General features: G+C 45.7%; 6 protein-coding genes. All 6 read left to right on the forward strand.

The genetic code is table 11. The features are described 5' to 3' along the window. The first annotated feature begins 108 nt into the window (after window positions 1-108). The 6 genes from KXD93_RS28435 to KXD93_RS28460 all read left to right on the forward strand — a co-directional run bounded on the left by KXD93_RS28435 (window position 109) and on the right by KXD93_RS28460 (window position 15907). Window positions 109-3768, forward strand: coding sequence for an ABC transporter permease (locus tag KXD93_RS28435; protein WP_258140955.1), 3660 nt, complete (start codon window positions 109-111; stop codon window positions 3766-3768). A 311-nt stretch (window positions 3769-4079) separates the two neighbouring features. Beyond that, a complete protein-coding gene (locus KXD93_RS28440) occupies window positions 4080-7730 on the forward strand; it encodes an ABC transporter permease (protein ID WP_258140956.1) in 3651 nt (1216 codons plus the stop codon). Window positions 7731-7841: 111 nt separating this feature from the next. Beyond that, window positions 7842-11498, forward strand: a complete 3657-nt coding sequence (locus tag KXD93_RS28445; RefSeq protein ID WP_258140957.1) for an ABC transporter permease — start codon at window positions 7842-7844, stop codon at window positions 11496-11498. Between the two features lie 348 nt (window positions 11499-11846). Continuing rightward, on the forward strand, window positions 11847-14240 hold the full coding sequence (locus KXD93_RS28450) for an ABC transporter permease (protein WP_258140958.1): 2394 nt from the start codon (window positions 11847-11849) through the stop codon (window positions 14238-14240). A 72-nt stretch (window positions 14241-14312) separates the two neighbouring features. Beyond that, window positions 14313-14867 (forward strand): helix-turn-helix domain-containing protein, encoded by a 555-nt coding sequence (locus KXD93_RS28455; protein ID WP_258140959.1) that lies wholly within the window; start codon window positions 14313-14315, stop codon window positions 14865-14867. 74 nt (window positions 14868-14941) lie between these two features. Beyond that, window positions 14942-15907: a hypothetical protein gene (locus tag KXD93_RS28460; RefSeq protein ID WP_258140960.1), complete on the forward strand. Its 966-nt coding sequence runs from the start codon at window positions 14942-14944 to the stop codon at window positions 15905-15907. The last annotated feature ends 37 nt before the right edge of the window (window positions 15908-15944 follow it).

Raw genomic sequence — 15944 nt, forward strand, 5'->3', positions numbered from 1 at the left:
CGCCCCGATGCCCGCTTTCGTTACAGCGCATTTGTTTTATTCTTTGGTAAGCTTTTGTATATCAATAAGTTGCAAGTTTGGAACAGCGATTGCGCTTAAATAGTTCAATTGAATGCATATACTTTCCATATCACCCCTTATGACCTGGCCTTTCTCGGGGCGATCTTTATTGGGCTGAATTTTGCCCTGTTGTTGTGGTTCACCAAAAGAATCAACCGGACTGCAAACCGGTTTCTTGGCCTGGCCCTGGCAACTGTTGTTTTGTGGATAGTTTGGATAGTGGTCATCGATATTGGGATGCGGACGTATTTCCCTCACTGGAGCTGGCTGCCGCTGCAATTTTCGCTTGCGCTTGGCCCCTTGATCTATTTTTATGTGCTTAAAGTGACCCGGCCGGAATATAAATTCCGGGGGAAAGACCTGCTGCATTTTGGCCCCGCGTTATTGCAGCAGGGTGTATTGATATTGGAGATCAGGGAGAGTATTAGAACCGGCGCGGCTACTTATGATACGCTGATATTTCATCAGTTGAACCCGGTATTGCAGTTGTTGACGTTTGTCTCGGTTTCCACGTATTTGTATTGGTCCTTCAGGCTGATAGAACGTTTTTACGATCAGTTGAAATTTAATGATGTGAGCGACCGGTACAGGCACGAATTGCAGTGGCTGCAACGTTTGCTGATGGGTTGGGGCCTGCTATGGTTATTGTGGATCCCCGTCACGGTAGCAAGTTACTATTACCACTTAGACAGCCATGCTTATTATCCTTTGTATCTTCTTTTAGCAGTAATGATGATCTGGATTGCGGTGAAGGCTCTTTTCAGGCCGGAAGCCGGAATGGCGGTCCAGGCACTGCCTGTTTTTAAACCATTGTCTCCGGCGGCACTGAAGCAAAAGGGGGCCTGGCTCAAGAAGGCCATGGAAACCGGTCTGTATTACCAGGATGCAGAGCTCAGCATAAATTCGCTGGCCGAAGCGCTGGATCTCCAACCCCGTGAACTGTCGCGGATCATCAATACGGCGCTGGGAAAGAACTTCAATGATTTTGTGAATGAATACCGTGTCAGGGACGTGTCCCGTAAAATGCAGGACCCGGCTTATGACCGGTTAACGCTGCTGGGCATAGCCTTCGATGCCGGATTCAATTCTAAATCCACCTTTAACCGCATCTTCAGGCAAATGACCGGAAAAAGTCCGGCTGAATACAAAAGCGATTTAAAAAAAGAGCGCCCAAGTCGCGATTTGAGACCTTATTCCCGTTCTGCGGCGGTAATTTCGAACCAGGAAACCAGTCCTAAGTGGTCTTCCGGAAATTTAAACCGCAACTATATGTTTAAAAATTATTTAAAGATCGCCGTACGGCAACTCCGCAGACAAAAAATGTATGCGGCTATAAAGGTCGGGGGCTTTGCGCTTAGCATTGCGGCCTGTTTGTTAATTGCCTTATATATCCGCAACGAGCTGAGTTATGATAAGTCGTACCCTGACGCAAACCGTATTTTCCGCGTAGTAATGGTGTATACTGATAACGGCAATGTTGGCAAAGGCCCGGAATGGCCTGCACCGATGGCTAAAACACTGAAGAAGGATTTCCCGCAAATTGAGTTTGCCGGCCGCCTGATGCCCAATACCCTGATGGGTGCCGGTACAGCCGAAGTGCGCCGCGCAGACCAGGTGCAGAACACCTACGAGGAGGGTATTACCTTTGCCGACCAAAGCATGCTGGATCTATTGAAATTACCCATGGTTTATGGTGATCGCTCCCATGCGCTGGCTAGTCCGCACACCGTGGTAATTACAAAAAGGAAAGCCGATAAATATTTCCCCGGCCAAAATCCGGTAGGCAAGGTGATGTATTTTAATAACGATAATACCCAACCCTATACTATCGGCGGGGTTATAGAAAACTTTCCAACAACCTCGCACCTGCAATACGATTTTTTGGTAACCCTATCGGGGAGGGAGTTTTGGCAGGGTGAGCAAAATGCCTGGGGGAATTTTAACTATCCCACCTACGTGCTGCTTAAACAGGGCATAGATGGAAAAGCCTTTGAGCGGAAAATGACGGCTGACATGGTTAAAAACTATTTCCTGCCGAATATTAGAAAGGGTGGTGCAAAAAGCCCCGAACAGGAAGCTGCCAAAATTCATATAACGCTGCAGCCGGTTACCGATATTAATCTTTACTCGTTCGATATCCGGGATGGCCTTCAGCATGGCGATATCCGCTTTATTTGGCTGTTTGGTGGTGTTGCGGCATTTATCCTCATCATAGCCTGCATCAATTTTGTAAACCTTGCTACCGCCAAATCAGCCAACAGGGCTAAGGAGGTTGGTTTGCGTAAGGTAGTCGGCTCCAATCGCAGCGGGCTGATTAAACAGTTTTTAATTGAGTCGCTGCTGTACAGTTGCCTTTCATTTGTTATCGGCCTGTTGCTGGCCCGGCTGTTGTTGCCATATTTTAACTCGCTTGCCTCCAAATCGTTAACCATGCCGTGGGGCGAGTGGTGGCTGCTGCCGGTTGTGTTGGTTTCGGCTATCGTTGTCGGCGTCGTTGCAGGCTTATATCCGGCCTTTTACCTGTCCGCCTTTAAACCTGTTCAGGTTTTAAAGGGTACGCTCAGTACCGGCAGCAAAGGCTCATTATTACGCAACAGCCTGGTGGTGTTCCAGTTTACCGCATCCATTATACTTATCATCGGCACTATGGTTATTTATAACCAGGTACATTACATCCTTAACCAAAAAGTTGGGTTTGATAAGGACCAGGTGGTAATTGTACAGGGCACAAATACGCTGGGCGATAAAAACATCCGCAGCTTTAAAACCGAGCTGCAAAAGCTGGCGTCGGTAAAAAGCGCGTCCATCAGCGACTACCTCCCAATTGAAGCCGGGAGCAAACGCAACGGTGATGGTTTTACCATCGAGGGAAGAGAAAAACTCGACGCGCACGTGCAGGGCCAGCTTTGGCAGATAGACGATACCTACCTTAAAACGTTGGGGATGAAACTGGTGGAGGGGCGTAATTTTTCGTACGATATGTCGGACGATACCGCAGGCAAAACCATCATTATCAACCAAACGATGGCAAAAAAGCTCAACCTTAAACACCCTATTGGCGCTCGCATTTCCAACGGCAATGCAGCTACGGTGATAGGCGTGGTGGCCGATTTTAATTATGATTCGATGCACCGCGGAATTGACCCTTTAATATTGCATTTCGGCCTGAGCCCGTCACTGGTTACCATAAAAGTTAGGGGCGGAGACATGAAAAACGCCCTGCAAGCCATTGCCGCCACCTGGAAGTCATTTGCGCCAAACCAGCCTATCCGCTACACTTTCCTGGACGAAAGCTTTGCCAGCATGTATGCCGACGTGCAACGCATGGGCCGCATTTTCACCACGTTTGCCATACTGGCTATTATCATCGCTTGTTTGGGCCTTTTCGCGCTGTCGGCGTTTATGGCCGAGCAACGCAGTAAGGAGATCGGCATCCGCAAGGTGCTGGGCGCTAGCGTGAGTGGCATTACTACATTGTTATCGGTTGATTTTGTAAAGCTGGTAGCCCTGGCTATCCTTATTGCCACGCCCATTGCATGGTGGGGCATGTATAAATGGCTGCAGGGTTTTGCCTATCACGCACCGGTACAGTGGTGGGTTTTTGCTTTGGCTGGTTTGGCGGCAATATTGATCGCGTTAATCACTGTTAGCTTTCAATCCATAAAAGCCGCGATTGCAAACCCGGTAAAGAGTCTCCGTTCTGAGTAGTGATTAGAGGTTAGAGACCGGAGATTAGAGATTAGGAAGATAAATGCGGTATGGCAGCACAGGTAACTTCCATAAAGAGCTTAGGTCTGTAAGTGAGATCTGGGATTTAGTTGAGAAGGCGCTCCGGGGTGAGATCCGGAGCGCATTTTTATATCCTGGTCAAAGCTGTCCACAAAGGCGATACCATTCGCAAACCACAACCGCACACTACGCCGTCCGCTTTTATTACAATAAACATTTCAAATATTTTATAATGTTTTCTTTATCAGTGTGTTATTGATTTGGAACGGCGATTGTAGCACCTGTCCTGCTTGAATCCATATACATTACATATCAACCTTTATGACCTGGCCTTCCTGGGAACGATCTTTATCGGGTTGACTTTTGCCTTGCAATTGTGGTTCACCAAAAGGACTAACCGGGCCGCAAACCGGTTTTTGGCCCTGGCATTGGTTATTATCATGCTGTGGATAGCCAGAATATTGGGCATCGACACCGGGCTGTCGGCTTACCTTCCTCACTGGAGCTGGCTGCCGCTGCAATTTTCGCTGGTTCTTGGCCCGCTGATCTATTTTTATGTGCTTAAAGTGACCCGGCCGGAATATAAACTGCGCCTAAAAGATCTGCTGCATTTTGGCCCCTTACTGTTGCAGCAGGGTGTATTGATATTGGAGATCAGGGAGAGCATAAGGACAGGCGGGGCTACTTATGATACACTGACTTTTCATCAGATGAACCCGGTTTTGCAATTACTGGCGTTTATTTCAGTCGTCACCTATTTGTATTGGTCCTTCAGGCTGATAGACCGCTTTTACCAACAGCTGAAATTTAATGATGTGAGTGATCGGTACAGGTACGAATTGCGCTGGCTGCAGCGCTTACTGATGTCGCTCGGCCTGTTATTGTTATTATGGATCCCTTATACCGCTGTGGATTATTTTTATTACCGTGGACAATTAGGGATCCATGCTTATTATCCCTTGTATCTCTTTTTAGCAATAATGATGATCAGGATAGCGGCTGCGGCTCATTCAAAGCCTGAAATAGCATCGCCATTTCAGGCAGTTCCGGTTTCAAAACCAACGATCCCGGCGGAGGTGAAGCAAAGGGGTATTTGGCTGAAGAAGGCCATGGAAGCGAGCCTGTTTTACCGGGACGCGGAACTAAGTTTGGGCTCACTTGCCGAAAAGCTGGACATTCATCCCCATGAGCTATCACGAATCATTAATATCGCGCTCAAAAAAAACTTTAATGATTTTGTTAATGAATACCGCATCCGCGAGGTAGCCCAAAAAATGCAGGACCCGGCCTACGACCGGCTAACGCTGCTGGGCATCGCCTACGATGCGGGCTTCAATTCAAAATCAACCTTTAACCGCACCTTCAGGCAAATGACCGGGATTAGCCCGGCGGAATACAAAAGCGACCTGAAAAAAGAGCGCCCAAGTTATCATTTGAGACCTTATTCCCGTTTTGCGGCGGTAATTTCGAATCAGGAAACCACTCCTAAGTGGTCTTCCGGAAATTTAAACCGCAATTATATGTTTAAAAACTATTTTAAAATTGCATGGCGGAATATCGTTCGCCATCAAAGCTATTCTGCCATTAACGTGGCCGGGCTGATTGTTGGGATTGCAGCCAGCCTGCTTATATTTGTAGTTGTTCAATATGAATTGAGCTTTGATACCTATCAGCCGGGTTATAAAAGCACCTACCGCATTGTTACAAAAAAAGTCCGGGAAGGCAACATCAGGTATAGTGCCGGTATATCTACACCGGCTGTAGACGCCTTTCGCCTTTATTTTCCACAAGCCACCGTTGCCGGTATCAATGCCATTTATGGCAGCCAAATTGTAGCTGTCAAGGGCAACCCGGCCAGCGATAAAAAATTTGTAGAAAACGCCGGCATCATGTTTGCCGAGCCGCAGTTGTTCGATATTTTTTCAGCAAAGTGGCTCGCCGGCAGACCCTCTGCTTTAAAAGATCCCAATATGGTGGTTATAGACGAAAGCAGCGCAATAAAATATTTTGGCGATTGGCAATCCGCTATGGGCAAAACACTCAGGATGGACAACCTGGTAACGCTGAAGGTAGCAGGAGTAATTATGGATGCACCTGTAAATACCGATCTTCCGTTAAAGGTACTGGTTTCCTATATCACCTGGAAACAAAATGCGAAAGCTTATAATTACGCTCACACCTGGGACGAAACCAGCAGCGACTGCCAGGTCTACATAAAATTTCCTGCAAATGTATTGCAAAGCACCATCGACAGGCAAATGCTTAGCTTTTCGGCCAAACAATTTGATAATAACAAACGCACTGCCCGGAGGAGATATGCGATAGCACAACCCTTACCGGAGCTCCATTTCGATACCAATTTTGGAGGTACGCTGGGCGATCATATAACCAGCAGGGCAACCCTGCGCACTTTGTCGCTTATCGCAGTACTCATCATCATTATGGCGTCAATCAATTTTATTAATCTTTCAACGGCCCAATCCGTGGGCCGGTCGAAGGAGGTAGGGATCCGCAAAGTGCTTGGCAGTAGTCGAGGGCAATTGATGGGCCTGGTGATGTGCGAAACAGCCATTATTGTACTGTTGTCCGCGGGACTAGCAGTATGTGTGGCCGAACTGGCTTTGCCCTTACTCAAAAACATTGCCAGCGTACCTGATACCATAGGCCTGTTCAATCCCGGCATATTGTTTTGCCTGGCTTGCGTAATATGCGCAGTGGTACTGCTTTCGGGGGTATATCCGGCACTCATCGTATCAGGGTTTAAACCTATCCAGGCGTTAAAAAATAAAATCAGTTCCACAGCCGTCGGCGGTATATCGCTCCGCCGGGTGCTGGTAATTACCCAGTTTGCTATCTCCCAATTGTTGATTATCGGAACGGCCATAGCCGTTAAACAAATGGATTTTGTAAACAACGCCGACCTTGGCTTTAATAAAGATGCGGTGCTGGCCATACCATGCCCTACCGATAGCGTCGGCTTATTGCGCCTGAATAGCTTTAAACAACAGGTACTCGCGTTGCCCGGTGTAAGGGCGGCCAGCTTTTCGGCTGATGTGCCATCGTCAATGCACAACAATTCAAGTAATTTTTTCTTCAATCATTCAGAAAAAGATCCTGGCTTTGATATCTTTATGAAAGTAGCCGATGCAGATTACTTTAAAACTTTCGGCCTCAGGTTTATAGCGGGCAAAGGCTATGAACCCAGCGACACCGCACGGCAGTTGGTTGTTAACGAAACCTTTATACACAAACTCGGTATTAAACGCGCGGAAGACGCTTTGGGCAAAACCATCACCTTCGACAATTACGCAAACCTGCCTATAGTTGGCGTAGTAGCCGATTTTAAAACCAACTCCATGCGCGAGGAAATTAAACCCCTGGTGATATACCCCGCCAAAAAATCCGAACAGGAAATAGCTGTAAAAATTGAAGGCCAAAAGCTGACAAAGACAGCTGCTGCAGTACAAAACCTTTGGAAAAACAACTATCCTGAATACGTCTACACAGGTTTTTTTGTTGATGATAGCATAGCAAAATTTTATAAACAGGAAAACCAGCTGGAGCAGATCTACAAAATATTTGCGCTGATTGCCATTTTCATTTCCTGCCTTGGTTTGTACGGACTGGTTTCGTTTATGGCGGTGCAGCGTACCCGGGAGGTAGGTATCCGAAAAGTTTTAGGCGCATCTGTAGGGAGCATTGTTTATTTGTTCTCAAAAGAGTTTATAGCGCTTATTGCGCTCGCATTTGCAATTGGCGCGCCCGCTGCCTGGTACCTGATGAACGGATGGCTGCAAACGTTCGCCTATCGTATTTCGCCGGGTGTATGGGTTTTTGTGGCCGCTATTGCAACCTCGTTATTAATAGGTTGGGCTACGGTAGGTTATAAAGCTGTAAGGGCCGCACTGGCAAACCCGGTGAATAGTTTGAGGAGCGAGTAAGCAGTTTTCAATGGCAGTTGAGTTCTTGTGTGCAATTCAAAACCGAACGGCCTGATGTTCAATATCGTTACAATGATTGGTGTAAATTAGGATGCAATTCATTATATAACAGTGAGTTGGAAATTTGGAACGGCGATTGAGGCAGTTGCTTACTTGAATCCATATACATTCCATATTAGCTTTAGCCTGTATGACCTGGCCCTCCTGGGAACGATCTTTATCGGGTTGACTTTTGCCCTGCAATTGTGGTTTACCAAAAGGATAAATCAGGCTGCAAACCGGTTTCTGGCCCTTGCCCTGGCAACTGTGGTTTTGTGGATGGCCAGCGTGTTGGGTATTGACGTCCGGTTGGGCACCTGGTTTTCACGCTGGAGCTGGCTGCCGCTGCAATTTTTGCTGACGCTTGGTCCCCTCATTTATTTCTATGTGCTTAAAATTACCCGGCCGCAATATAAGTTCCGGTGGAAGGATTTGCTGCATTTCAGCCCCTTGCTGCTTGAACTAGGTGCATTGGTATTGCAAATTATGGAAAGTATAAGGACAGGCGTGGCTACTTATGATACGCTAACCTTTCATCAGTTGGACCCGGTTTTACAATTACTGACGTTTATTTCGGTCGTCACCTATTTGTATTGGTCTTTCAGTCTAATAAACACCTTTTACAAACAGCTGAAATTTAACGACGTGAGTGACAGGTACCGGTATGAATTGCGATGGCTGCATCGCTTATTGATGGGTTTCGGCCTGATGTGGCTATTATGGATCCCTTATACCGCGGTGGACTATTTTTATTATCATCACCAATTAGGGGCCCATGCTTATTATCCTTTATATCTGCTTTTGACGATAATGATGATCCGGATTGCGGCCCAGACTCTTTTCAGGCCGGAAGCCGCCATGGCGACCCAATCAACCTATGTTTCAAAACCAAAGCTACCGGCTGAATTAAAGCAAAAAGGTATTTGGCTGAAGATGATCGTCAAAGCCAATCTGTATTACCAGGATCCGGAATTAAGCCTAAGCTCACTTTCTGAAAAGCTTGCGTTGACTCCACATGAACTATCCCGCATCATCAATACCGCGCTCAAAAAAAGCTTCAACGATTTCATTAATGAATATCGCGTTGCTGACGTTGTTCAGAAAATGCAGGACCCTGCTTATGATCATATCACCATGCTGGGGATTGCATTTGATTCGGGATTCAATTCCAAAACCACTTTTAACCGGACTTTCAAACAAATGACCGGGAAAAACCCGGCAGAATATAAAAGCGATCTGAAAAAAGAAGGTCCATCTTATAACTTGGGGCGCTATACGCAGTTTGCACCGGTAATTTCGTATCAACAAGCCACTCCTGGGTGGGTTTACGAAAAATCAAACCGCAATTTTATGTTAAAAAATTATTTCAAAATCGCGTTTCGCAGCCTTAAAAAAAACAAGATGCATTCCCTGCTTAATATTACTGGCTTATCGGCAGGAATGGCGGTAACGCTGTTGATCGGGCTTTGGATCAATACTGAATTGTCGTTTGACAAGTATCACCGGAATTTTAACAGCATTGCCCAGGTAATGCAGAACCAGACCTTTAGCGGTGAGACATCAACACAACCTACCATTCCCATGCCGCTTGGCGAGGAATTGCGAACAAGCTATGGGCGTGAATTCAAAAAGGTAGTAATGTCATCGAACACCGCAAAGCACCTGGTAGCGGCGGGTAACAAGCATTTTGTAAAAACCGGGAATTACATGGAGGCGGAGGCACCTTCTTTATTCTCGTTGCAGATGCTGAGCGGGTTGGGCAACGGTTTGAAAGATCCCCGTTCCATTCTGCTATCACATTCAGTTGCAACAGCCATTTTTGGCAATGCAGATCCTATAAACAAACTCATAAAATTTGATGATACCGCGAGCCTTAAAGTCACAGGTGTTTATGAAGACCTGCCAGTGAATACTACCCTGCACGATCTTGAATTTATTGTACCATGGGAGTTACAGGGTAAGCTGGTGAAGGACAATATCCAAAACTGGGACAATAACGGATGGAAAATATATGTGCAGATGGCAGATGGTGCTGATATCAATAAGGCCTCGGCAAAAATCAAGGATTCAAAATATGTAAAATCGGATAATGCCGAGCGGAAGTTTAAACCAGTTATTTTCCTTCAGCCGATGAGTAAATGGCATTTATATGCTGAATTTAAGGGCGGGATAAACGTGGGCGGCCGGATCCAATATATATGGCTTTTTGGTACAATCGGGCTGTTTGTACTACTGCTGGCCTGCATCAATTTTATGAACCTGGCAACTGCCAAAAGCGAGAAACGGGCCAAAGAGGTGGGGATCAGAAAGGCCATTGGATCCCTGCGGAAGCAGCTGATCTACCAATTTTTCAGTGAATCATTGCTGATGGCGTTTATGGCTTTCACGCTGTCTTTGCTGTTGGTAGTCCTGGCTCTTCCACTGTTTAATGATGTGGCAGGCGCAAATATGAACCTACCTCTTAAGAACCCTTTGTTTTGGGCTGCCGGGCTTGGCTTTACCCTTGTTGCAGGTTTGATAGCCGGCAGTTACCCGGCGTTTTATCTTTCGTCTTTTAAACCGGTAAAAGTATTAAAAGGCACTTACAAAGCCGGTCGGCTGGCTACTGTGCCGCGGAAAGTGCTGGTGGTTTTGCAGTTTACCGTATCGATAGCGATCATCATCAGCACTATTGTCGTTTTTCGGCAGATACAATTTGCGAAAGACCGCCCGGTAGGTTACAATAGGGAGGGATTAATCACTGTTGAGACTCTTACTCCTAATATTTACGATCATTTCGATGCTTTTCACAACGATCTGGTCAATACGGGCGCGGTATCGGACGTTGCCTGGTCGACTACGCCCGTAACTGAGACGAACAATTCTCAATCTAATTTTGACTGGGAGGGAAGGGATAAAACCGGCACGCAAAACTTTGCAACGGTAGGTGTTTCTAAAGAATATGGACGGACAATTGGCTGGCAGTTTATAGATGGCAGAGATTACAGATCAGGAACGGGAGGAACTGACGGGTTTGGCTTCGTAATAAATGAGGCTGCAGCTAAAATGATGGGCTTTAAAAATCCTGTTGGTGAAACGATACACTGGTATGGTTATAATTTTCATATCATAGGGGTAGTAAAAAATATGGTGATGGATTCGCCATTCAGCCCGACCCAAGCTACTATTTTTTATATGGCTCCATGGCATTTGAGTGTTTTGAATATTAGAATGACGCCCGGTATAGGTGTTCAGGCGGCGCTTAAAAAAATCGGGCAAGTTTATGGGCAATATAACCCTGGGCAACCTTTTGAATACAAGTTTGCAGATGACGAATACGCCAGGAAATTCGACATGGAGGAACGCGTAGGGAAGCTTGCTGGTTTCTTCGCCGTTTTGGCCATTTTAATTTCGTGTCTGGGGATCTTTGGAATGGCCTCATTTATAGCAGAGCAGCGCGTTAAGGAAATTGGCGTAAGGAAAGTGCTTGGCGCTTCTGTATTCAACCTTTGGCAATTGTTATCAAAAGATTTTGTGCTGCTTGTTGTTATTTCATTGCTTATTGCTTCGCCGCTTGCATTTTATTTCATGCATAAATGGCTGCAGAATTATGAATACAGATCGAATATATCATGGTGGATCTTCGCCGTGGCAGGTGGCGGGGCAATTTTAATTACGCTGCTCACAGTAAGCTTCCAGGCCATTAAGGCGGCTATTGCTAACCCGGTAAGGAGTTTGAGGAGTGAGTGATTAGAGGTTAGAGGCCAGAGATTAAAGATTATGAAAATCGCCTGCCACCCTTAGTGTGCCGGTAATTACCATAAAAGAGCTTAGGTCTGTAAATGAGATCTGGGATTTAGTTGAGAAAGCGCTCCGGGGTGAGATCCCGGGCGCATTTTTATAAATACAGCGCTAACCTCAGATCGCTAATCCGAAGCGTTTTAATAAATACAACACCTAACCTCTAATCTCCGGTCTCTAATCTCTTTTTTATTCGAAATTATTGTTGAGAAAAATAACATAGCGTGCAACCCGGTGCTGGTAACTGCGTCATATAGAATAATTAACCGGACCATAAACTTCAATATTGCTATCATCATGTTAAAAAACAACCTAAAAATTGCCTGGCGTAACCTCGTTAAAAATGGCATTTCGTCTTTTATAAATGTTGGCGGTCTGGCCGTAGGTATGGCGGTTGCCATATTGATTGGCTTATGGATCCATGATGAATTGGCATTCAATAAGTATTTTCAGAATTACGACCGGATTGGACAAGTGATGACCAAGTGGAAATTGGCCACCGGCGCCCGTACATCGGAGCCAATGCCATTGGGGACAGCGCTGCAATCGGTTTATAAACAGGATTTTAAATCGGTTATTCTTTCAACCCAGCCCGAAGATCATGTTCTTGCCTTTGGTGATAATAAATTCAGGCAATCGGGTAAGTTTATGCAGCCCGAAGGTGTAGCAATGTTCAGCCTGAAAATACTGAAGGGCAGCAATGAGGGTCTAAATGATCTTAACTCGATACTGATAGGTGAATCATTGGCAAAAAAATTATTTGGAGATGCCGATCCGATCAACAAGGTGTTGAAGATGGATAACAACATGAACGTAAAAGTCACCGGTGTTTATGAAGATTTTCCGCGCAATACTGATCTCAATAACATCACTTTCTTTTCTACCTGGGACCTATATGCCAGCGCAAATACCTGGGTTGCTAAAAAGTCGCACGACTGGGGTAACAACTGGGTAAATATTTTTGTACAGCTATCGCCCAACAGCAACTTTGACAGGATCTCAGCCAAGATTAAAAATATCAAAACGCCGCATGTTGGCCCCGAAGAGGCCGCCGCCACCCCATCGATTTTTGTGCACCCCATGAGCAAATGGCACCTGTACTCAAACTTCGGCAACGCCGGCGAGAGTTTGGAAAGTGGGCAAATGCAGGCCATTTGGTTTTATGGCACAATAGGCATTTTTGTATTGTTGCTGGCCTGCATCAACTTCATGAACCTGAGCACGGCGCGGTCTGAAAAACGTGCAAAGGAAGTAGGCATTCGTAAAGCGGTAGGCTCAGTACGGGGACAGCTCATTTACCAGTTCTTTGCAGAATCGCTACTGGTAACCTTTGTGGCTTTTTTACTGGCCATTTTGCTGGTAGTGCTTATTTTGCCGTGGTTCAATAACGTGGCGGGCAAAACATTGGGCGTACTGTGGGCTAACCCGTTCTTCTGGCTCGGCGGCATTACCTTTACATTCTTTACCGGGCTGATTGCCGGCAGCTATCCTGCGCTTTACCTATCTTCATTCAACCCGGTTAAGGTGTTGAAGGGAACCTTCAGGGCGGGTCGTTTTGCTGCGGTTCCGCGTAAGGTGCTGGTTACGGTACAGTTTACTGTTTCAATAGCATTGATAATAGGAACAGTGATAGTTTATAAACAAATTCAGTTTGCCAAAAATCGTCCGGTTGGCTACACCCGTGAAGGCTTGCTTGCTGTGCCTATGGCCACGCCTGATTTCCAGGGTAAATACGACCTGCTGATGAATGAGCTAAAAGCGACAGGTGCGGTTACGGAAATTGCTGAATCCGCCAGCGCAATTACCGGGATAGATTCAGGCAACGGCGGCTTTAACTGGAAAGGGAAGGATCCGGACTTTAAAGATCAGTTCGGAACACTGTCAGTTACCCACGAATATGGTAAAACCATAGGCTGGAAGTTTTTAGACGGGCGCGATTTTTCAAGAACGCTGAACGATTCTACGGGCTTTGTGATAAACGAAGCCGCCGTTAAATACATGCGGCTGAAAAACCCGGTTGGGCAAACCATGCAGTGGGACAGGTATAAAACCAAAAACTTTAAAATATTAGGGGTGATAAAAGACATGGTAATGAATTCACCCTTTGAGCCGGCTTACCCTACAATTTTCTTCCTGTCGCCCGACGATTCAAAAAACTGGATTTTCATTAAAATAAACCCGCATGTAAGTACTGCTGCCGCTCTTCCGAAGATAGAATCGGTCTTTAAAAAATTGATCCCGGCGGCACCGTTTGAATACAAATTTGTGGATGATGACTATGCCGCCAAATTTGCCGCCGAGGAACGGGTTGGTAAACTATCAGGATTTTTTGCCATACTGGCTATCCTGATCAGCTGCCTGGGTTTATTCGGACTGGCTTCGTTTGTAGCCGAGCAACGCACCAAAGAAATCGGTGTCCGCAAAATCCTTGGTGCATCGGTATTAAATCTATGGGGTATGCTGTCGAAGGATTTTGTGATGCTGGTGATCGCCTCAATTTTAATAGCAACGCCGTTGGCATTTTACTTTATGTATAACTGGCTGCAAAAATACCAGTACCGTACTGATCTTTCATGGTGGATCTTCGCCGGGGCGGGTGTTGGTGCTATGGTTATAACGTTACTCACCGTTAGCTTCCAGGCCATAAAGGCGGCTATTGCAAACCCGGTAAGGAGTTTGAGGAGCGAGTAATTGTAAAGTTTCCGGTCAATATTTAATGCGTGCTGTTGTAAAATACAGGCGCATTTTTTATATTTATTGTGTATGACACTTAGCCAAAAGATAGCTGTTGCCAGGAGCAAAAAAGGAATAACGCAAGATGAACTGGCAGGTTTGGTGAAGGTTAGTGTGCGAACCATTCAAAGAATTGAAAGCGGCGAAAGTGCACCACGAAAATATACACTTAAGGCTTTGGCCGAAGCTTTGGGTCTGTCGTTGGAAGAACTTTCCCCGGGGGCTGTTGATGGCGATACTGCGGAAACCAAACATTTTTTAATGCTGCTGTGTGTTTCCTGTTTTTCGTACCTGTTGCTGCCTTATATCCATTTTTTAATTCCATCGTGGTTATTAAACAAACGGAAGGAGCAAAATGCCGAAGTACGGCAGTTTGCAAGAAGGGTGATCCGCACACAAATTTACTGGATAATTGCCACTATGTTATTTTTCCTGGTGGTGCTGCTGGTTAATTTTCTTCAAAAGGTCTACCTGGCGAATCCACACTTTATCAGTTACTTCATCCCGTTTTTTACCATGTACTTCGTAAACGCGATCATCATTTTCAGCTTCTTGCGAAAATCCCAAACGCTTTCATTCAATTAGCGTGCGAATGCCGTGTAAATGTCGGGTATAAATGACATGGCCGGGGGCTACTTTTGACCCAAATCATTTATGCCATGCACCCACTAACCACCCTTAAAACAAAACTATTTGCCTGTATTATTATCGTTTTATGTTTTTATTTCGATAATGCCCGGGCTCAGTCAGCCGGCTCGCTGCAACAGCCGGCCGCAGCTTATAAAATTAATTTCACCTGGCTTGGTGATACCGTTAATGCAAAATGGGAGCCTTATTCGGCCTTGTTAATTCCCGTTCACCTTCCGGGCTGCCCTAAACAGTTTTATATGCAGTTTGATATGGGGGCACCACATACCCTTTTTTATAAAAACGGGCTAAAGGCCATTAAGGCAAAGTATTTTAACAGTGTTCCGGCTATTGATACTTCCTCAAAAATACATGGCCTTACGTTTTTGTTAGCGAATCAAAAGGTATCAACCCAAGAGATCAGTGTAAAGGATTTTGGAGATTCCAACATCAGTTGGGATAATAAAAACACGGTGGTAATAGGCACATTGGGTGTTGATCTGATCGCCAACAAAACAGTAATCATAAATTACCCGGAGAGGCAGCTCGAGGTATGTGATTCAATCCCACCGGGCATCAACGCAAAGGTTAAACTCTCCTCCTTTATGTTTATACAGGGTAGCATTCTTTTGCCGGCGCTTGTAAGGGGCAAGCAGTCGTTGCTGTATTTTGATACCGGCTCAAGCGCTTTTGAACTGCTAACCAGTAAGGAAACCTGCGCCGCACTTGCTGCACCAAATGCAATTCCGGTATCCTACCCGGTAAAATCGTGGGGTAGAATGCTTACTGCAAATACTGTTGCAACTGCAGATAGCCTGGTAATTGCATCGTGCAAACTGCCTGTCAAATTTGCCACCTATATAGAAGGCGCCAGCGATACACAGATCCAGCAAATGATGAAGATGGGAATTGGCGGCATGACGGGTAATAAATTGTTTTTGAACAGTATACTTGTGTTAGATACCCGGAATAAAAAATTTGGCGTAGTGTCAAAGTAAGATTGTCAAAAAGGAGCGAATAGATCAAAAAGGGGTT

This window comes from Mucilaginibacter phenanthrenivorans (genome assembly GCF_024721155.1).
In the GTDB taxonomy this organism is placed as follows: Bacteria; Bacteroidota; Bacteroidia; order Sphingobacteriales; family Sphingobacteriaceae; genus Mucilaginibacter; species Mucilaginibacter phenanthrenivorans.

Coding starts and splice junctions, on each gene's coding strand:
- KXD93_RS28460 (WP_258140960.1), top strand. CDS start 14,942: ATGCACCCACTAACCACCCTTAAAACAAAACTATTTGCCTGTATTATT.
- KXD93_RS28455 (WP_258140959.1), top strand. CDS start 14,313: ATGACACTTAGCCAAAAGATAGCTGTTGCCAGGAGCAAAAAAGGAATA.
- KXD93_RS28450 (WP_258140958.1), top strand. CDS start 11,847: ATGTTAAAAAACAACCTAAAAATTGCCTGGCGTAACCTCGTTAAAAAT.